17 protein-coding genes are annotated in these 18,939 nt (G+C 60.5%); 15 read left to right on the forward strand and 2 right to left on the reverse strand.

Features of this window, described 5'->3' with window-relative positions:
* Positions 1–86: 86 nt before the first annotated feature.
* Both O8B93_RS17995 and exoR read left to right on the forward strand, forming a co-directional pair.
* Positions 87–395: a hypothetical protein gene (locus tag O8B93_RS17995; RefSeq protein WP_269711291.1), complete on the forward strand. Its 309-nt coding sequence runs from the start codon at positions 87–89 to the stop codon at positions 393–395.
* Positions 382–1,176 carry an exopolysaccharide production regulator ExoR gene (gene exoR / locus O8B93_RS18000; protein ID WP_269711292.1) on the forward strand — a complete coding sequence of 265 codons (795 nt, stop codon included), beginning with the start codon at positions 382–384 and terminating at the stop codon, positions 1,174–1,176. Before O8B93_RS17995 ends, exoR begins: the two co-directional genes overlap by 14 nt.
* Before the next feature lie 58 nt (positions 1,177–1,234).
* On the opposite strand, the gene xth is transcribed toward exoR, so the two are convergent.
* Together xth and erpA are read right to left on the reverse strand one after the other, a co-directional pair.
* Positions 1,235–2,032 carry an exodeoxyribonuclease III gene (gene xth / locus O8B93_RS18005; protein ID WP_269711293.1) on the reverse strand — a complete coding sequence of 266 codons (798 nt, stop codon included), beginning with the start codon at positions 2,030–2,032 and terminating at the stop codon, positions 1,235–1,237.
* 312 nt (positions 2,033–2,344) lie between these two features.
* Positions 2,345–2,677: an iron-sulfur cluster insertion protein ErpA gene (gene erpA, locus O8B93_RS18010; RefSeq protein WP_269711295.1), complete on the reverse strand. Its 333-nt coding sequence runs from the start codon at positions 2,675–2,677 to the stop codon at positions 2,345–2,347.
* 214 nt (positions 2,678–2,891) lie between these two features.
* On the opposite strand from erpA, the gene O8B93_RS18015 reads away from it, so the two are divergent.
* The 13 genes from O8B93_RS18015 (at position 2,892) to O8B93_RS18075 (ending at position 18,789) form a co-directional block, all read left to right on the forward strand.
* On the forward strand, positions 2,892–4,109 hold the full coding sequence (locus O8B93_RS18015; RefSeq protein WP_269711296.1) for a deoxyguanosinetriphosphate triphosphohydrolase: 1,218 nt from the start codon (positions 2,892–2,894) through the stop codon (positions 4,107–4,109).
* Between the two features lie 75 nt (positions 4,110–4,184).
* A complete protein-coding gene (argS, locus tag O8B93_RS18020; protein WP_269711297.1) occupies positions 4,185–5,942 on the forward strand; it encodes an arginine--tRNA ligase in 1,758 nt (585 codons plus the stop codon).
* Positions 5,943–6,008: 66 nt separating this feature from the next.
* On the forward strand, positions 6,009–9,035 hold the full coding sequence (locus O8B93_RS18025; protein WP_269711298.1) for an SPOR domain-containing protein: 3,027 nt from the start codon (positions 6,009–6,011) through the stop codon (positions 9,033–9,035).
* Positions 9,036–9,277: 242 nt separating this feature from the next.
* A complete protein-coding gene (gene nagZ / locus O8B93_RS18030; protein WP_269711300.1) occupies positions 9,278–10,294 on the forward strand; it encodes a beta-N-acetylhexosaminidase in 1,017 nt (338 codons plus the stop codon).
* A 55-nt stretch (positions 10,295–10,349) separates the two neighbouring features.
* Positions 10,350–11,198 carry a segregation and condensation protein A gene (locus tag O8B93_RS18035; protein WP_142840015.1) on the forward strand — a complete coding sequence of 283 codons (849 nt, stop codon included), beginning with the start codon at positions 10,350–10,352 and terminating at the stop codon, positions 11,196–11,198.
* Positions 11,188–11,922: an SMC-Scp complex subunit ScpB gene (gene scpB / locus O8B93_RS18040; protein ID WP_269711301.1), complete on the forward strand. Its 735-nt coding sequence runs from the start codon at positions 11,188–11,190 to the stop codon at positions 11,920–11,922. Before O8B93_RS18035 ends, scpB begins: the two co-directional genes overlap by 11 nt.
* Before the next feature lie 130 nt (positions 11,923–12,052).
* The gene (locus O8B93_RS18045) at positions 12,053–12,265 is read left to right on the forward strand and encodes a twin-arginine translocase TatA/TatE family subunit (RefSeq protein WP_269711302.1); all 213 of its coding nucleotides are present in this window, start codon (positions 12,053–12,055) and stop codon (positions 12,263–12,265) included.
* 53 nt (positions 12,266–12,318) lie between these two features.
* Positions 12,319–13,059 (forward strand): Sec-independent protein translocase protein TatB, encoded by a 741-nt coding sequence (gene tatB / locus O8B93_RS18050; RefSeq protein ID WP_269711304.1) that lies wholly within the window; start codon positions 12,319–12,321, stop codon positions 13,057–13,059.
* A complete protein-coding gene (gene tatC / locus O8B93_RS18055) occupies positions 13,056–13,859 on the forward strand; it encodes a twin-arginine translocase subunit TatC (RefSeq protein WP_269711306.1) in 804 nt (267 codons plus the stop codon). The genes tatB and tatC overlap by 4 nt, the downstream gene beginning before the upstream one ends.
* A 99-nt stretch (positions 13,860–13,958) precedes the next feature.
* Positions 13,959–15,242 (forward strand): serine--tRNA ligase, encoded by a 1,284-nt coding sequence (gene serS, locus O8B93_RS18060; RefSeq protein WP_269711307.1) that lies wholly within the window; start codon positions 13,959–13,961, stop codon positions 15,240–15,242.
* Positions 15,243–15,454: 212 nt separating this feature from the next.
* Entirely contained in the window at positions 15,455–16,225 is a 771-nt protein-coding gene (gene surE, locus O8B93_RS18065) for a 5'/3'-nucleotidase SurE (protein ID WP_045023902.1), read from the forward strand.
* Positions 16,222–16,875, forward strand: coding sequence for a protein-L-isoaspartate(D-aspartate) O-methyltransferase (locus tag O8B93_RS18070; RefSeq protein WP_269711308.1), 654 nt, complete (start codon positions 16,222–16,224; stop codon positions 16,873–16,875). The genes surE and O8B93_RS18070 overlap by 4 nt, the downstream gene beginning before the upstream one ends.
* A 345-nt stretch (positions 16,876–17,220) precedes the next feature.
* Positions 17,221–18,789 (forward strand): peptidoglycan DD-metalloendopeptidase family protein, encoded by a 1,569-nt coding sequence (locus tag O8B93_RS18075; protein ID WP_269711310.1) that lies wholly within the window; start codon positions 17,221–17,223, stop codon positions 18,787–18,789.
* Positions 18,790–18,939 lie beyond the last annotated feature (150 nt).

Consider the following 18,939-nt stretch of genomic DNA (forward strand, 5'->3'; position numbering starts at 1 on the left):
ACAAACAGGGTGCTTGGCTTATGTTTAAGGGCGCGGGAATGAAAGAACATGCAGGCGTTTGATGTGGGCCTGCGGAGTTGCGGAAAGTGAAAACGGGTTTGGATTCAGCGTTTAAGCAAGTAATACGGGAATTTCGCCCGGCTTTCTTGTTTGGCGCTGAGCGGCGGATAACGGAATGCCGTTATGTTGCCGGAAATTATGCCTATATCTGTCTCACTGGAAAATTAGGGCAATTGCCGCATGAGACCACCGGTGGTGCGCTGGAAAGTGCTGCCGGAAAGACGCAGTGTGTTCGAAAAATCGCGACCCGGCGGGGTTCGGCTTTGCAGTATTCCGCAAGTATTGGCTATATGCCGGGAAGAGTGAGAGAAGTTCGCCGAAATGCTGAAATGTGAAGCCAACGTTATAAAGCCGCTCCTCATGGGCATGTTGCTTGCGTCGCTCGCAATGCCGGTGCTGGCTTTTGACATTAATGCGGGCGTGACGAAGGAATCCGGCCCCTTTGACCTGTTCAAGTTCGGCTTCAAGGCCTACAAGAACGGCAACAAGGGTGAAGCCGTCGAGGCCTACCGTTACGCCGCGGAAAAGGGCCATACCGGCTCGCGCTGGGCGCTTGCCAATATGTATGCCTATGGCGATGGCGTCGCCAAGAACGATCTGGAAGCTTTCAAGATCTACAGCGAAATCGCCAGCCAGGGTGTGGAACCGGGTTCGGAAGATACCGGCTTCTTCGTCAACGCCCTTCTTTCCCTCGCCGATTATTATCGTCACGGCATTCCCGGCAGCCCTGTCAAAATGGACCTTTCGCAGGCCCGACAGCTTTATTTCCAGGTGGCTTCCACCTTTGGCGTAGCTGAAGCGCAGTTCCGGCTGGCGGAGATGATTCTTGCGGGCGAGGGTGGCCGCGCCGATGTGCAGCAGGCCAAGAAGTGGCTCAACCAGGCCCGCAAGCACGGCCATGCCGGCGCCATGTCGATTTTCGGCAATCTGATCTTCCAGGAAGGCCAGACGACGCAGGGGCTGGCCTTCATGACGGCGGCGCTCGACAAGTGCACGGCGGTGGACTGTACCTGGATCCAGAACCTGCAGGAGCAGGCATTTTCTCTCGCCGGCGAAAATGATCGCCGCGCCGCCATCGCCATGGCGCAGAACATGCAGTTCAACGATCCGGATTGAGAATGGGCCGGATTGAGAGTGCCGATCGGGACGGTTTCATCCGCCCGATAGAATTGGGTCAGCCGATCGGACTGAAATCGAAATAACCGCAGACCGGCACATGGTCGGACGGTTTTTCCCAAGCCCGCACATGTTTTTCGATCTCGACCGATTGCAGCCTGTCGGCCGCTTCCGCTGACAGCATCAGATGATCGATGCGGATGCCGTTGTTTTTCGGCCATGCGCCGGCCTGATAATCCCAGAAGGAATAAAGTCCTGCCGCGTCGGTCGTCGCACGCGCGGCGTCAGTGAAGCCGAGATTTTCCAGTTTGCGGAAGGCCGCCCGGGTCTTCGGCAGGAACAGGGCGTCGCCTTCCCACACGCGTGGGTCGTGGCAATCAAAGGGCTCGGGGATGACGTTGTAGTCGCCGGCGAGGATCAGCGGCTCTTCCAGGGCAAGGCGATCTTCCGCAAAGCGCCGCAGGCGCTCCATCCAGGCAAGCTTGTAAGGATATTTGACCGGATCATCAGGCGGATTGCCGTTCGGCAGGTAAAGCGAGCAGACGCGGATTACTCCACCTTCGACGGAAAACACGCCTTCGATGAAACGGGCCTGCTCATCGGCATCATCGCCGGGCAGGCCACGATTGACCTCGTCCGGCCTGACCTTTGAGAGGAGGGCGACGCCGTTGAAACCCTTCTGGCCGTGGGTCTCGACGTGATAACCGAGCGCCTCCAGCTCCAGCCGGGGAAAGCCCTCGTCAACCGACTTGATTTCCTGAAGGCAGGCGATGTCAGGCGAGGAATCCTTCAGCCACTGGCAGAGGTTTTCGATACGCGCCTTGACGCCGTTGATGTTCCAGGTGGCAATCTTCATCGGAGTTTCCCTTTTGTGGGGGTACTTTTACCCGATGCAAATGCGATTGCCACCGTTTTTGGAAGGTGCCGGTGCGTATGTGGTGGATAGACGCCGGGCGGGCGGGGTCGCTGTGTTTCTCCTCCCTCATTCCTGTGCTTGTCACAGGAATCCAGCCAGCCCCAAGTCCTTGGGCTGAAAGGACTCTTCCCGCCGCGCAGACGCACGTTGACTGGATTCCTGTGACAAGCACAGGAATGAGGAGAGGAGAGAGATGCGAGTTACTTCAAAGCTTGGTGACTGGCATGCGGATTGCGCGCCGGTATTTCCCACTCAAATAGAAAAGCTCGTGCCGCAGCCGCAGCTTGCCACCGCATTCGGGTTCTTGATCTGGAACGACTGCCCGAGCAGATTGTCGACGAAGTCGATTTCGGAGCCGGCCATGTAGATGACCGACATGCTGTCGATCAGCACCCTGGCGTCGCCGCGGGCGATCACGATGTCGTCATCGGCTTTGTCTTCGGCCAGATCGAACTTGTAGGAGAAGCCCGAGCAGCCGCCGCCTTCCACAGAGACGCGCAGCGCCTGTTTGCCGGCATCGGCGGCGACGATCTGCGCGATTCGCTTGGCCGCTGCTTCCGAAAGGGTAATGTCGCTGTTTTCCATGTCGTTTCTCCTGCCGGGGTCAAGAACCGGAGAGCAATAATCTCGTTCTCACCATTATAAACCGGTCAAATTAACGGTCTATAGCCTGTTGAAGGCGGTCAACGCGGCGATGATGCTTTGCGCTGACCTCTGCGATAGGTATGAAGGGTGAATGAAAAGGTCAATGGCCGAGGCGAAAAGGAAGCCCCGGCCGGAGAAGACAACAGGTGGATGCATGATCATAGACCAGCGCGCATTGGGTTTCGGAAGTGGGGAGAGGGCGGTTTTCGCCTCGGATCCATGGACGACGCGCGGGCGTCTTTTTCCCGAAGAGGGAAGCCTGACGCGTTCCGAATTCCAGCGTGACCGGGACCGCATCGTGCATACGACCGCCTTTCGCCGCCTGAAACATAAGACGCAGGTCTTCATCAGCCCTGACGGCGATCACTACCGCACGCGGCTTACCCATACCATCGAGGTGGCGCAGATCGCCCGCGCTCTCGCCCGTGCGCTGAAGCTGGATGAGGATCTGGCCGAAGGCGTGGCTCTGGTGCATGATTTCGGCCACACGCCCTTTGGCCATACCGGCGAAGACGCGCTCGATGCGGTGCTGTTGCCCTATGGCGGGTTTGACCACAATGCGCAGTCACTGCGTATCGTCACCAAGCTGGAGCGTCGTTATGCCGAATATGACGGCATCAACCTGACCTGGGAGACGCTGGAAGGCCTCGTCAAACACAATGGCCCGCTGGTGAATGCCAATGGCGAGGGGATAAAGGGGCCGGTTCCGCTGCCCATCCTCGAATATTGCGAGTTGCAGGATCTTGAGATCGGCAGCTATGCCAGCCTCGAGGCGCAGGTGGCGGCGATTGCCGACGACATCGCTTATAATACCCACGATATAGATGACGGTCTGCGCGCCGGTTATCTCACCTTCGAGATGCTGGAGGAGGTGCCATTCCTGAGCGGGCTGATGGCGCAGGTGCGGGGCAAATATCCCGTGCTCGACAAGGAGCGTTTCGCCAACGAGATCATGCGGCGGCAGATTACCCATATGGTGGAAGACGTGATTGGCGTAGCGCAGCAGAATCTCGCCCGGCTGAAGCCGCAGAGTGCTGCCGATATTCGCGCCGCCGATTTCACCGTCGCGACATTTTCGCCCGAGATGGCTGAAACCGACCGGCAGATCAAGAAGCTATTGTTCGGCCATATCTACCGGCATCCGGAAATCATGCGCATCCGCGCCGGTGCCACGCAGATCGTCACCGATCTTTTCCACCGTTATATGGAAACGCCGGCGGAGATGCAGAGCCACTACTGGGTGGACAGCATTTCCGGCATGAGCGTGGCCGCCAAGGCCCGGCATGTGGGCGACTATCTGGCTGGCATGACCGACAGTTATGCACTGCGCGCCCACCAGCGGCTGTTTGACCACACCCCCGATTTGCGATAGGGCAGCGGGCAACCGCGAAGCCGACCCGGTTATGATGGCCGGACTAAACAGAAGCCCTTCGCGCAGGTTGGAACGATGAACATTTTTGCTGATTTCGATACCAGGATCAAAAACGCGCTCGAGACCCTCGATCTCGTTAAAGAGAACCGCGAAAAGGTCGATTTCAGTCGAATTACCGTCGAATCCCCGCGTGATCTCAGCCATGGCGATGTCGCAACCAATGCAGCCATGGTGCTTGCGAAGCCGCTCGGCACCAATCCGCGCGCGCTTGCCGAGCTCATCGCGCCGGCCCTTCAGGCCGATGGCGATGTCGACAGCGTCAATGTCGCGGGTCCCGGTTTCATCAATCTCAAGGTTTCCGTCGGTTACTGGCAGCGGCTTCTTGCCGGCATGATCGGGCAGGGCATCGATTTCGGTCGCTCCACCGTCGGCGCCGGCCAGAAGATCAATGTCGAATATGTCTCCGCCAACCCGACCGGTCCGATGCATGTCGGCCATTGCCGTGGTGCTGTCGTGGGCGACACGCTGGCGAACCTGCTCGCATTCGCAGGTTACGGCGTCACCAAGGAATATTACATCAACGATGCCGGCTCGCAGATCGACGTGCTGGCCCGTTCCGTCTTCCTGCGTTACCGCGAGGCGCTGGGTGAGGATATCGGCACCATTCCGTCCGGTCTCTACCCCGGTGACTATCTCGTTCCGGTCGGCCAGGCGCTGGCGGATGAATTTGGCATCAAGCTGCGTGCCATGCCGGAAGAAAAGTGGATGCCTATCGTTAAGGACAAGGCAATCGACGCGATGATGGCGATGATCCGCGAGGATCTGGCGCTGCTCAATGTGCGGCACGACGTGTTCTTCTCGGAGCGCACGCTGCATGAGGGCAATGGCGGCCCGATCCTTTCGGCGATCAACGATCTCACCTTCAAGGGCCATGTCTACAAGGGCACCCTGCCGCCGCCGAAGGGCGAATTGCCTGACGACTGGGAAGATCGCGAGCAGACGCTGTTTCGTTCCACGGAAGTGGGCGACGACATGGACCGCGCGCTGATGAAGTCGGATGGTTCCTACACCTATTTCGCCGCCGACGTCGCTTACTTCAAGAACAAGTTTGACCGTGGTTTTTCCGAGATGATCTATGTGCTCGGCGCCGACCATGGCGGTTACGTCAAGCGGCTGGAAGCCGTCGCGCGCGCCGTCTCCGAAGGTAAGTCGAAGCTGACGGTTCTGCTCTGCCAGCTCGTCAAGCTGTTCCGTGACGGCGAGCCGGTGAAGATGTCGAAACGCTCCGGCGACTTCGTGACGCTGCGCGATGTTGTCGACGAAGTGGGTCGCGATCCCGTGCGATTCATGATGCTCTATCGGAAGAATTCTGAGCCGCTGGACTTCGATTTCGCGAAAGTGACCGAACAATCTAAGGATAATCCGGTCTTTTACGTGCAATATGCGCATGCCCGCTGCAAGTCGATCTTTCGTCAGGCGCAGGAGGCGTTTCCGGGCCTTGCGCCGTCTGCCGAAGACATGGTGGCGTCTGTTTCTTTAATTAGCGATATCAACGAGTTGCAGCTGGTCGCGAAGCTCGCCGAATATCCGCGTCTGATCGAATCCGCGGCCCTTTCGCATGAGCCGCACAGGCTTGCTTTTTACCTCTATGATCTCGCCGGTTCCTTCCATGGACACTGGAACAAGGGTAAAGACCATCAGGAATTACGTTTTATTAACGATAAAAACCGAGAATTGAGCATTGCCAGACTTGGGCTGGTGAATGCTGTCGCGAATGTTTTGAAGTCCGGCCTTACGCTTTTAGGAGCGGACGCACCTGACGAAATGCGATAACATATCACCATTATTTGCTCACAATACGCTGGCAAGAGCTGCAATGCGTAGATGGTGGAACACGTAATGGTCGAAAAAAATGTCGCGTATAACCGGGACGCCCGGTCCGAAGGCTTCGCTGACAACGATCCTCTGGCAGAACTGGCGCGTATCGTCGGCTTTGAAGATCGTCCTTCGCATGCGGGTTCCGAGGTCCAGCAACGCGCTGCATCGCCGGTCGTCCGCCGCGAACCCGAATTCAATCTCGAAGACGAGCTGCTTCGTGAATTCGAGGTTTACGATGCCCCCCACGCCGATCCGGTCGTTCTTGATCCGGCGAACGATGTTCGTGCCGGCATCCACCCCACCGACTTCATGCAGCGCGTCGAGGAGGTTTTCGCCCGCCGCGAGCCCGAGCCGATGGCCAAACCCGCGCCGCAGCCGCAGGTGAGGCAGGAGCCGCTTCCCGAGGTCGATCAGGCCTATATTCACAATTACGTCGAAACATCCGGGCAGCAGGATATTCGCGCGGATTTCCGCGATGACGCCGGTGCGGTGGCGGAAGTTTTCGATGTGCATTCGCGCCAGCCGCGCGCCGCCGAGCCGGTCGTCTACCAGCAGGCCGCTCCCCAATTCGCCCCACAGGTGGCATGGGAAGAGCCGCAGGCGATCGAGCCGTCCCAGCCTGAATGGCACACCATGCCGGAACTCCCGGCCGATGTTTCCAGCAATATTTCTTCCGATGCTTACGCCTATGCGCCGGAGCCGCAGGCTTTCGATCTCGCTGACGAGGTGGAGATTGCCGTTGCGGAAGAAACGCCCGCGCCGGTTTCGGTCCGTCCTCCTTCGCATGGCCGTTCCTCGCTGGAATTTTCCAGCCTGAGGCTGCCGCTCGCCAATTTTGGCGCGCGCCGCGATGTCTCGGCGGTCGATCCGCGACGGGTAGAGCCGCGTTCCGAACAGCAAATCGCTGCGGCCCGGATCGAGCCGCAGGCCGCGCCCGTTCCTGCCGTTGTTCATGCCGAAGAGGCCGTGCCATCCTTTGCGCAGTCGGTCGCCGAGGTATTCACGCCTGCCGCAGAACCGCTGGCGCCGGCAATTGCCGAGAGACCGGCAGCGAAAGATCTCTCGCCGATGGACGAGCTGATTTACGGCGTTGCCCAATATTCCATTCCCGAGCGTGGTGAGCCACCGCTCGTCAAGTCCGAGCCCGTTGCTCAGATTGCGAAAGTCGAGCCGCCTGTGGTTGCCGCAGCGCCCGCGAAGGCGGCACCGGTTGCTGCCGCTGTACCCGCGTCGCCCATCGAGGAACCGGATTTCACGGATTTCGCCGGCTTCAATGATGATGATTTCGAGCTTGCGCTCGATGATCTCGACCTTGATCTGGATCTGTCCGAAATCGCCGAAGCTGAGGTTGCACCCGCACCGCAGCCCGTGCGTCCGCAGCCTTCTGCGCCGGTTGCCGCTGTTGCGGCGCAGCCGGTGAGGCACGAGCCTGCGCCTGCGCCGCGCCCCGCGCCCGTTGTTGCCGCCGCTCCGATCGCCGCAGCGCCGGTCGCCGCCGCTCCGGTTCAGCCGCGCCCTGTTGCCGCGCAGCCGGCCGTGCCGCAGACGCTGGAAAGCCTGCCTTTCGATCCTTCGCAGATCGGCGAGACGGAAGAGCATCCGGAAACCATCGTCGAGATGGATGTACCGGAGCTGCCAGTTGGCGTTTTTGAACCCAAGCCCGCAGCTCGCCGTCACGAGGAAGATCTCGATATCGATACCGAGCTTGCGACGCTGTTTGCTCCCGCCGTTGCCGGTGGTCTTGACCGTCACAAGCATGCGGAAAATCGCGGTGCGGCTCAGGCGCGTCCTGTTCAGGCACCGGAAGAGGCTGACGAATTTGAACGGGCTCTGGAAGAAGACTTCCGCCGCTCGATGCAGGAGGCCGCTGCCTCCCGTGGCAACACGCCGCGCGAAGCTGAAGACACCTATGTCAACCCTCAAGCGGCTTATCGCGATGAGGATGAAGGTGGCGGTCGTCGCTGGATCATGCCGGTTGCCGCAGCAATCGGTCTGGTGCTGATCGGCGGCGGCGTTTATGCGCTGATGTCGGGCGGTTCGTCTGGCACCGGCTCGAATGGCGCGCCCGTCATCATCTCGGCAGACAATGATCCGATGAAGGTCGTGCCGGAAAATCCAGGCGGCCGCGTCGTACCAAATCAGGACAAGGCGGTTTATGACCGCGTGGCCGGCGGCAGTGCTGCCGATCCTAAGCAGCCGGCGCTGATCTCCAGCAACGAACAGCCGGTTGACGTGGTCCAGCGCACGCTGATCCCCGAACAATTGCCGCTGGAGGGCGAAAACGACGCGGATATGGAAGCAGCCGGCACGCCGGTTGGTGAGACCGAAGATCCGCGCCTGCTTTCGCCGGAAGAAAAGGCCGCCCAGAACGAAGGCGCTGGTGCGACAGGCGTTTCGCCGCGCAAGGTCCGTACCATGATCGTCAAGCCTGACGGTACGCTGGTGGCGCAGGAAGTCGACGCACCGGCTGCCCAGCCGCCCAAGGCCGATAAGGTTGCCGAGCTTGCCGCACCGCAGACCGCCAAGCCGGGTGAGGGCGCTCCTGCCGTCATCGCCGCTTCGCGGGTTCCGGTGGCGCCGGAGCAGGCTCAGCCGCAGGCCAACACGCCTGCCGCCGCCAAGCCGTCTACGCAATCGGCAGCACCGCTTCCGGCGGCACGTCCGTCCTCGCAGCCCGCCAATGTGGTGGCAACGGTGACCAACCAGGGCAATGTCCGCCCGGCGACGACCGCTCCTGCCCAGCCGCAGGCTGCACAGCAGCAGACGGCAGCCGCAACACCGGCTGCGACCAGCACGCCGTCTGCCGGTGGTTATTATATCCAGATCGCGTCGCTGCCGAGCCAGGCCGAAGCCCAGAAGTCCTACCAGAACATGTCGACCAAGTTCGGCTCGGTCATCGGTGGACGCGGCGTCGACATCAAGGCTGCCGAAATCGCCGGCAAGGGCACGTTCTATCGCGTCCGCATCCCGGCCGGCGACAAGAACGAAGCCGTGGCGCTGTGCGAGAAGTTCCGCTCGGCCGGTGGCAGCTGCCTGGTGGCACGCTGATAACGGCCGATCTGGCTTCGTAACGATTGGGGCTGCCGAGTGGGGCAGCCCTTGGCATATTCGGACCTTCCGGCAAACTCTACGTCATCCTCGGGCTTGACCCGAGGATCCACGGCCGCCGAAATGGATCCTCGGGTCAAGCCCGAGGATGACGCGGAGAAATTAACCGGACCTCTCCGCAGTCTCGATGGCTAAAGGCCATTCTTCCCTTACCCCTTTTGTTCTCAGACAGGCGTGACACCATGACCCATTGCAAAGCTATGATCCTCGGATGCAGCGGGCTTTCGCTGACTGCCGACGAGATCGCCCTTTACCGCGACGAGCAGCCCTGGGGTTTCATCCTGTTCGGCCGCAATATCGGCGAGCCGCAGCAGATCAGCGATCTCGTCGCATCCATGCGTGATGCCGTCGGGCGCCCAGACGCGCCGGTGCTGATCGATCAGGAAGGCGGGCGGGTTCAGCGCATCAAGCCGCCGATCCTGCAAGCCTATCCGAATGCCCGCATTCTCGGCGAAATCTACGAGCGAGACCGCGAGGAAGGCCTGCGCGCCGCCTGGCTGATGTCACGCCTGCATGCCTTTGACCTGATGAAATTCGGCATCAATGTCGATTGTCTGCCGGTGCTCGACGTGCCGGTGGAAGGCGCCAGCAACGTCATCGGCAACCGTGCCTATGGTTACACGCCGACCATGGTGGCGCAGATGGGCCAAGCGGCGGCCGACGGGCTGAAGGCGGGCGGCATGTTGCCTGTCATGAAGCATATGCCGGGTCATGGTCGCGGCATGGTCGATTCGCATCACGAACTGCCTGTGGTCGATGTGCCGCTCGATGAGCTGGACGCCCATGATTTCGTGCCGTTCCGGGCACTGAAGCATGAATTGATGGCGATGAGCGCGCATCTGGTGTTCAACGCCGTTGACCGCGAGCGGCCGGCGACGACGTCGAGGAAGGTGATCGAGGAAATCATCCGTGGCCGCATCGGCTTTGACGGGCTGCTGATGTCCGACGACAGTTCCATGAATGCGCTGAAGGGCACACTTGGCGAACGGGCTGCGAATATTGTTGCGGGTGGCTGCGATATAGTCTTGCATTGCAACGGCGTGATGAGTGAAATGCTTCAGGTCGTGAAGGAGGTTCCCGTTCTTTCCGGCCGTTCGCTGGAGCGGGTGCGGGCCGTGGAAGCGGGTTTCCCCGCCGCCGACCCGTCCGACGAGGCGGAGCTGAGAGCCGAATTCAACGCCATGTGGGCCGTTTCCTGACAGTCGGGCGGCCGCTCACTCGGGATCACAGGCCGGATATCCGGCGGATGGAACAATGGCCGCAGACAAGTCTCGCAATTCAACGCCGATGGACAAGCTCTGGCAGGATGTGACGCCGGAGCGGCTGACGGGCGAGGCCGGGCTGGTCATCGATGTCGCGGGTTTCGAAGGCCCACTCGATCTGCTGCTGCATCTTGCCCGCACCCAGAAGGTCGATCTGTCGCGCATTTCGGTACTGGCGCTTGCCGAACAATATCTGCAATTCGTTGAAAGCGCGCGGCGCGTGCGCATCGAGCTGGCCGCCGATTATCTGGTCATGGCGGCCTGGCTCGCCTTCCTCAAATCCAAACTGCTGATCCCGCAACAATCCAAGGATGACGGCCCCTCGGGTGAGGAAATGGCTGCGACGCTGGCCTTCCGGCTGAAACGCCTGGAAGCGATGCGCGAGGCGGCCGAAAGGCTCGTCAACCGCGCCCAGCTTGGCCGCGATGTTTTTGCCCGGGGTGCGCCGGAGCATATTCCACATATCAACCGTTCGGCCTATGAGGCCAACCTCTATGATCTCCTGAGCGCCTACGCCAATCTGCGCCAGCGGCAGGCCATAACCCAGGTCACCATTGAAAAACGGCAGGTCTGGTCGCTGGTGGAAGCGCGCGAGCTTCTCAACAGTCTCCTCGGAGATGTCGGTGAATGGACGGTGCTCGATCAATATCTGCTGCAATATGTGCCGGATCCCGCCATGCGGGTGACGGCGATCGCCAGCGCCTTTGCCGCCTCGCTGGAGCTGGTGCGCGAGGGATCGCTGCAAATCCGGCAAGAGGGGGCTTTCCAGCCCATCTATATGCGCCGGGGCACAAGGGACGAGCGTGCAGCCCAAGCCGGGGAGACCGATAATGACAAATGATGATGAGACCGGCGAGGCGATGATCGTGGCAGAGGGGGCGGCTCCCGAACCCACTGTTTTTTCTGAACGCCAGCTGAAGGAGGCCGAGCGGATCACAGAAGCGCTGGTTTTTGCCTCGGCCGAGCCGGTTTCGATCGGTTTCATCGCCGAGCGTCTGCCGCGCGGCATGGATGTCGTCGCCATCCTGCACCGGCTGAAAGCCGCCTATGGCGAGCGTGGTGTCAATCTCGTGCAGGTTGGCGGGCAATGGGCCTTCCGCACGGCGGGCGACCTTTCCTTCGTCATCCGCACGGAGGAGAAAGAACCGAAGAAGCTGTCACGCGCAGCGCTGGAGGTTCTGGCGATTATAGCGTATCATCAACCGGTGACACGCGCCGAAATCGAGGAAATCCGCGGTGTGCAGACCTCGCGCGGCACGCTGGACGTACTGATGGAGGCGGGCTGGGTGCGGTTCCGGGGCCGCCGGCGCACGCCTGGCAGGCCGGTGACGATCGGCACCACGGTGGAGTTTCTGGATCATTTCGGCCTTGAGGAATTGCGCGATCTGCCGGGCCTTGAGGAACTGAAGGGAGCGGGGCTGCTTTCGGGCCGAATCCCCTCCAATTTCGGTGTGCCTCTGCCGATGATGAGCGACGAGTTGCGCGAAGATGAAGACCCGATCACCCAGCTCGATCTGGAGGAACTGGGCCTGCTTGCGCCGGGTGGTGGCGATGGCGACGATTGATATCGTCATAGGCCTGCGTGATACACGCGAAAAGTTTATGGGCACGGCTCGTCTCAGCGACGATTTGTCGTTTGAAAAAGCCTTTCAAACGTCTTACATCGTCTGAAAGCGAAATTCAGGAGTTGCAGTTATGGGTTCTTTTAGTGTGTGGCATTGGCTCATCGTGCTGGTGATCGTTCTCGTGCTCTTCGGACGCGGCAAGATCCCCGAATTGATGGGTGATGTCGCCAAGGGCATCAAGAGCTTCAAGAAGGGCATGGCTGACGAAGACCAGACACCGCCGCCGGCCGATGTCAACGCGAATGCCAAGACTGTCGACCACAAGGCTGACGAGATCAAGTAAGCGGCCTGTGCCGTTTGTTTTGAGACCGGCGCTAGGGTCTCGGGAGCGTATTGATGTTTGATATCGGCTGGAGCGAGCTTCTGGTGATTGCGGTCGTTTTGATCGTGGTTGTCGGGCCGAAAGACTTGCCGCCCATGATCCGCGCCTTCGGCAAGACGATGGCCGGCCTTCGCAAGATGGCGGGAGATTTCCGCACCCAGTTCGATGAGGCCTTGAAAGAGGCCGACATGGACGATGTGCGCCAGACCATCTCCGATGTCCGCAATCTCAACCCCACCAACTCGCTGCGCGATGCGATGAACCCGCTTCGCCAGCTCGGCAACGAGATCAAGTCCGATCTGCAGAAGGCGACGAGCCCTTCCGATGGGCTGTCGTCCACCGCAGCACCGGCCACGAGTGAGCCTGTTGCACCGCTGGTCAGCGTTCCCGAGCCGGATATGAAACTTCCGGATACGCCGCCAGTCGTCGCCGCAGCACCTGCTCCAGTTGCCGCAGCCGCGGTCGCGGCAGAGAAACCGAAGCGTGCACGGGCGAAATCGATTGCGACCGTCGAGGCCGAAGCGGTTGCCGCCAAGCCGAAACGTGTGAGCCGCAGCAAGGCGGCGGCAACGCCGGAAACCGCCGTTGCCGTCAAGGCCAGCGAACCCGCCGCCCCGAAGCCGACCGTGAAGGCCGTCGCCAAAAAGGCGGCAGTCAAGAAGCTCGCAGCCGAAAAGGCGGTGGCGGTGGCTGATGCAAAGCCGGCAAGAACGGCGAGAACCAAGGCTGCAAAGCCCAAAAAGGATGAAGCATGAGCGGGGACACCGAAGATAAGCCGCAGCCGCTTATCGAGCACCTCATGGAGTTGCGTACCCGGCTGATCTGGGCGCTCGGCGCGTTCTTCATCGCCTTCATCGGCTGTTTCGCCGTTGCCAAGCATCTCTTCAACCTGCTCGTCATTCCCTATAAGTGGGCAGTCATCTGGGCGGGGCTGGATGTGGCGAAATCGTCGCTGATCTACACCGCGCCGCAGGAATTCTTCTTCACGCAGATCAAGGTCGCGATGTTCGGCGCCATGGTCATCTCCTTTCCGGTGATCGCCTCGCAGCTCTATAAATTCGTTGCGCCGGGCCTCTACAAGAACGAACGCGCCGCCTTCCTGCCGTTCCTGATCGCTTCGCCGATCCTGTTCCTCATCGGTGCGGCACTCGTTTATTTCTTCTTCACGCCCATGGTCATGTGGTTCTTCCTCGCCATGCAGCAATTGCCTGTTGATGGCGAGGTGGCGATTTCGCTGATGCCGAAGGTGTCGGAATATCTCAGCCTCATCATGACGCTGGTTCTGTCCTTCGGCCTGGTGTTCCAGCTACCGGTCGTCACCACGCTTCTGGCGCGCGTCGGGCTTCTGACCAGCGACTGGCTCAGGGAAAAGCGCAAATTCGCCATCGTCATGGCCTTTGTGGTCGCGGCCGTGCTGACGCCGCCGGACCCCATGTCCCAGATCGGTCTTGCGCTGCCCGCGATCATTCTCTACGAGATTTCCATCTACATGGCTCGACTCGTGGAGAGGAAACGTGCGGCGGAATCCAAAAGCACGGAGCTGGAAGAGACCTGATTTTTCTGAAGGTCTCACCGCTCAAAAAATCCTCGCGCCGGGTTCATGCCCGGCGTTTTGCTGTAAAACGCGACGATGCAACAACGGTCTGGAACGACGATGCACGACATTAAATGGATACGCGAAAACCCCGAAGCTTTTGATGCAGCCCTTGCAAGACGCAGCGTGGAGCCCGCTGCGGCAGGTCTGATCGCTCTCGATGAAAAGCGCCGTTCCGTCATCCAGTCCCTGCAGGACATGCAATCCCGCCGCAATGCCGCCTCCAAGGAAATCGGCGCCGCCATGGCGCAGAAGAACATGGAACTGGCGGAAAAACTGAAGGCAGAAGTCGCCGACATCAAGGAAAACATGCCGCGCGCCGAGGAGGAGGACCGTCAGGTCACCGCCGAGCTGAACGACGCCCTGTCGCGCCTGCCGAACATGCCCTTCGACGATGTGCCTGACGGCAAGGACGAGCATGACAATGTGGTGACCCGCGTCACCGGCCAGAAGCCCGGCTGGAACCACGCGGCCAAGGAACACTTCGAGATTGGTGAAGCGCTTGGCTACATGGATTTCGAGCGGGCCGCCAAGCTCTCCGGTTCGCGTTTCACAGTGCTGACCAGCCAGCTGGCGCGTCTGGAGCGGGCGCTCGGCCAGTTCATGATCGATCTGCACACCCGCGAGCACGGCTATACCGAAGTCTCTTCGCCGCTGATGGTGCGTGACGAGGCGATGTTCGGCACCGGGCAATTGCCGAAATTCGCCGAGGACCTGTTCAGGACCACCGATGGCCGCTGGCTGATCCCGACGGCGGAAGTGACGTTGACCAACCTCGTATCGGGCGAAATTCTCGAGCAGGAAAAACTGCCGCTGCGCTTCACGGCGCTCACGCCTTCCTTCCGTTCGGAAGCGGGCTCGGCTGGCCGCGACACGCGCGGCATGCTGCGCCAGCACCAGTTTTGGAAGTGCGAGCTTGTCTCCATTACCGATGCGGAAAGTGCCGTTGCCGAACATGAGCGCATGACGGCCTGCGCCGAAGAAGTGCTGAAGCGTCTGGGCTTACATTTCCGCACCCTGACGCTCTGCACCGGCGATATGGGCTTCAGCGCCCGCAAGACTTACGATCTGGAAGTGTGGCTGCCCGGCCAGAACACCTATCGCGAGATTTCCTCCTGCTCGGTCTGCAGCGATTTCCAGGCGCGGCGCATGAATGCGCGTTATCGCGGCAAGGACGACAAGGCGACGAAGTTCGTGCATACGCTGAACGGCTCCGGCACCGCCGTCGGCCGCTGCCTGATCGCCGTTCTCGAAAATTACCTGAACGACGACGGTTCCGTCACAATTCCGGACGTGCTGCTGCCGTATATGGGCGGTCTGACGCGGATCGAGAAGGCGGCTTGAGAGAGCGCGGCGTCGTGCTATTGGAATGAGAGTCTGCCAATTACGCCGACGTCATCCTCGGGCCTGTCCCGAGGATCTGCAACCTGTCGATTTATTGAGACGTGATTAGATCCTCGGGACAGGCCCGAGGATGACGTTGAGAGAACTGCACACTTCACCGCCGGAGGAGAGGATGCTCCGTCCCTGAAGACATAAAGAGCGGAGAGAGAAATATGCGGATTTTGCTGACCAATGACGACGGTATCCACGCCGAAGGGCTGGCGGTGCTGGAGCGTATCGCCCGCACGCTGTCCGACGATGTCTGGATCGTTGCGCCGGAAACCGACCAGAGCGGCCTCGCACACTCCCTGACGCTCTCCGAGCCACTGCGGCTGCGCAAGGTTTCCGACAAGCATTTCGCGCTGCGTGGCACGCCGACCGATTGCGTCATCATGGGCATTCGTGAAGTCCTACCGGAAAAGCCCGACCTCGTGCTGTCAGGCGTCAATGCCGGTGCCAACATGGCCGATGACGTGACCTATTCCGGCACCATTGCCGGCGCCATCGAAGGCACGTTGCAGGGCGTGCGTTCCTTTGCGCTCAGCCAGGCCTTCAGCCACGGCGAAGGCCGTGTCGTGCCGTGGGAGGTTGCCGAGACCTATGCGCCGGATCTTTTGCGCAAGTTGATGAATGTCGATCTGCCTGACGGCACCTTTCTCAACCTCAATTTCCCCAATTGTGCGCCAAAGGATGTGCAGGGCGTGTCCGTCACTGGCCAGGGCAAGCTCGATTTCGGCCTGACGGTGGAGGAACGCCAGGATGGTCGTGGTCTTCCTTATTACTGGCTGCGCTTCGGCGAGCGCCTCGGCACCTTCCGCGAGGGCACGGATATCCACGCTTTGAAGCACGGCAAGATTTCGGTCACACCGCTTAAGCTTGACCTGACGGACTACACGGTCAAGGATCGGGTTGCGCAAGCGCTTGGATTCGGAGTCGCCGATTGAAATCTGCCATGGTCGAAAAGGAAGGTTTTGCCGCTCTCGTTCTCCGCCTGCGGGGCGAGGGGATTTCCGATCTCGACCTGTTGACGGCGGTTGAGCAGACGCCGCGTTCCAAATTCGTGCCGCCGCAATTTGCGGCCGACGCCTATTCCAGCCGCACGATCCCGATCGACTGCGGCGCCTTCATGGAAGGCGCCGATATGGCGGTGAAAATCCTTGCCCGCCTGCAACTGAAGCCCGGCCAGCGCGTGCTTGAGATCGGCACCGGCAGCGGTTTCATGACGGCGATCATTGCGCGCCGGGTGGAGCGCGTCTTTTCGCTGGAGCGTTACAAGACGCTGGTGCAGCAGGCGCAGAACTGCCTCGACGATCTTTCCATCCGCAACGTCGTCATCCGCCAGGCGGATGGCAGCAATGGTCTGGTGGGTGAGGGTACTTTCGACCGGATTGTTTCCACCGCTGCTTTCACCACCATGCCGCGCTTCTTTGCCGAGCAGATCGTTTCCGGCGGCATGATGATCGCGCCGATCATCCTGGACGATGATCGCTGCGTTATGACGCGCTTCTCCAAGACCGGCAGCCGCTTCGAGAAGGAAGAGCTGTTCGAGACGCCGTATCTGCCACTCGGCAGCCATATTGCCCGGCATTTGTGACGAAATGAAAATTTTGAAGGCAATTCATTTTTGTCTTCTAATGTTCTGATTTGCCGCAACTATCTGATTTTCAATATCATTATTGTCTTGTCATGACGCATCCAGTTTTCGTCATGGTTATCGAAGTGTCAAAAAAGCACTGAGCGGCTTAACGTTTTAACGGCGTGGTAACACTAACGCGCTTTAATCATAAACATCGACGCATGGTTTTTCCCATCAGGGGAAATGGGCCTTGCAAGAAATGAAATTTGTGCCGGATCGATCTCGATGCGGCGCGTTGGCGTCAGTGTAGATCGAGTCATGCGTATGAGACATTCGTCTAAAATCGGAAAATCAGTCGCAAAAATGTTCGCAGCGGCATTGCTGGCAAGCGTCGCAACGGGCTGTAGCTCGGATGCAACGCGGTTCAGCGGCCTCTTTTCCAGTGGACCGGATCGGATGACAACGGCGTCAATTCCAGCGCGTCAGGGCGGCGGCGCTTATGGCCAGGCCCCGGTTCCGCAGGGCGACATGAATGGCGGTTATGCCTCTGCCGCGCCGCAGGGCGGTTATGCCAACCAGAACATGGCGGGCAATTCCTATCCGCAGCAATCCGGTGGTTATGGCGGTGTTCAGCCTTCCACGGCCCGCGCTTCGGCTTCGCCGGTGCAGCGCTCCGAGCTGTCGGCGCCGACGGCGGTAGCAAGCCGCGATCCGTCGACCCGCAACGAAGCCATGGCCCAGCCTTTCCCGTCCGCCCAGCGGCAAGCCGCTCCGTCTCTCGCTGCACCTGCCCAGCAGGCCGCCGCTCCCAACGACAATCTGACGACCGCGACGGTTCGTTCCGACAAGAATGGCTGGCACACGGATGGTGCGTCTTCGGTAACGTTGCGTCCCGGCGAAAGCATTGCGACCATTTCCAATCGCTACGGCGTGCCGGAAAAGGAACTGCTGCGGGTCAATGGTCTGAAAACCGCGTCTTCGGCGCAGGCTGGCCAGTCGATCCTCATTCCGAAATTCGGTCAGGTCCGCAACGCCGCCAAGGATGCCGCCGGCAATATCGCTCTCAACCGCAATGGCGACCAGCCGACACCGCTGCGTGCACCGGATGGGAATGTGGCCGTGCTGCCGTCGCAGGCCGCCGCCCGTGACAAGCTTTCCTCCGAAGCCGGCAAGCTGACGCCTCCGGGTGGCAAGCCGCTGCCGCCGAGCGGTGGTTACAAGGTTCAGCCGGGTGACAGCCTGGCGAAGATCGCCCGTGCAAACGGTGTGTCGGTTGCCGCACTCAAGGCCGCCAACGGCATTTCCACCGAAAGCATTCGTGTCGGCCAGACGCTTGCCATGCCGGGCGCTTCGACCGATGCCATCAAGACGGCCTCGGTTCCGGCCAAGGAAGCGGCCGCAGTCAAGGCCGTCGAAACCGCATCGGTGAAGCCAGAGCCCTATAAGGCCCCGGCTGCTGCTCCCGCCGCCTCTGCGCCGGCCACACCGGCCACGGCCAGCGTCAGCGATATCGAGAAGAAGGTCGATATGGCCTCCGTCGCGCCGGAATCCACCGGCATCGGCAAATATCGCTGGCCGGTTCGCGGCGCCGTCATCAATAATTTCGGTGACAATGTCGAAGGCAGCCGCAATGACGGCATCAACATCTCGGTTCCCGAGGGCACGCCGATCAAGGCCGCCGAAAACGGTGTGGTCATCTATGCCGGCAACGGCCTGAAGCAGCTCGGCAACACGGTGCTGGTCCGCCATGACGACGGCAAGGTCACGGTTTACGGCAACGCCGCCAATCTCGACGTACAGCGCGGCCAGAAGGTTCAGCGCGGCCAGACCATCGCCACATCAGGCATGACCGGCAGCGCCAAGCGTCCGCAGGTTCACTTCGAAGTTCGCAAGGATGCGACGCCGGTGAACCCATCAGGTTTCCTTGAATAGGTATTGCGTTCTCAAGGAATGATGAAGCCGGGTGATGAGCCCGGCTTTTTCATTTTGGGTGGTAGGTACACTGCCGTTGGAGTAGGTGCGGCTGGGAGAGGTCGAGTATTCGCAAACCTCTCGATCGTCATGCTCGGGCCTGTCCCGAGC

Origin of the sequence: Martinezella rhizogenes, assembly GCF_027460065.1 — a bacterium.
GTDB lineage: Bacteria > Pseudomonadota > Alphaproteobacteria > Rhizobiales > Rhizobiaceae > Agrobacterium > Agrobacterium rhizogenes_C.

What these genes read in the sequence shown, in the direction of transcription:
- exoR (WP_269711292.1), top strand. Translation starts at nt 382, where the DNA reads ATGCTGAAATGTGAAGCCAACGTTATAAAGCCGCTCCTCATGGGCATG.
- xth (WP_269711293.1), bottom strand. Translation starts at nt 2,032, where the DNA reads ATGAAGATTGCCACCTGGAACATCAACGGCGTCAAGGCGCGTATCGAA.
- erpA (WP_269711295.1), bottom strand. Translation starts at nt 2,677, where the DNA reads ATGGAAAACAGCGACATTACCCTTTCGGAAGCAGCGGCCAAGCGAATC.
- O8B93_RS18015 (WP_269711296.1), top strand. Translation starts at nt 2,892, where the DNA reads ATGATCATAGACCAGCGCGCATTGGGTTTCGGAAGTGGGGAGAGGGCG.
- argS (WP_269711297.1), top strand. Translation starts at nt 4,185, where the DNA reads ATGAACATTTTTGCTGATTTCGATACCAGGATCAAAAACGCGCTCGAG.
- O8B93_RS18025 (WP_269711298.1), top strand. Translation starts at nt 6,009, where the DNA reads ATGGTCGAAAAAAATGTCGCGTATAACCGGGACGCCCGGTCCGAAGGC.
- nagZ (WP_269711300.1), top strand. Translation starts at nt 9,278, where the DNA reads ATGACCCATTGCAAAGCTATGATCCTCGGATGCAGCGGGCTTTCGCTG.
- O8B93_RS18035 (WP_142840015.1), top strand. Translation starts at nt 10,350, where the DNA reads ATGGCCGCAGACAAGTCTCGCAATTCAACGCCGATGGACAAGCTCTGG.
- scpB (WP_269711301.1), top strand. Translation starts at nt 11,188, where the DNA reads ATGACAAATGATGATGAGACCGGCGAGGCGATGATCGTGGCAGAGGGG.
- O8B93_RS18045 (WP_269711302.1), top strand. Translation starts at nt 12,053, where the DNA reads ATGGGTTCTTTTAGTGTGTGGCATTGGCTCATCGTGCTGGTGATCGTT.
- tatB (WP_269711304.1), top strand. Translation starts at nt 12,319, where the DNA reads ATGTTTGATATCGGCTGGAGCGAGCTTCTGGTGATTGCGGTCGTTTTG.
- tatC (WP_269711306.1), top strand. Translation starts at nt 13,056, where the DNA reads ATGAGCGGGGACACCGAAGATAAGCCGCAGCCGCTTATCGAGCACCTC.
- serS (WP_269711307.1), top strand. Translation starts at nt 13,959, where the DNA reads ATGCACGACATTAAATGGATACGCGAAAACCCCGAAGCTTTTGATGCA.
- surE (WP_045023902.1), top strand. Translation starts at nt 15,455, where the DNA reads ATGCGGATTTTGCTGACCAATGACGACGGTATCCACGCCGAAGGGCTG.
- O8B93_RS18075 (WP_269711310.1), top strand. Translation starts at nt 17,221, where the DNA reads ATGTTCGCAGCGGCATTGCTGGCAAGCGTCGCAACGGGCTGTAGCTCG.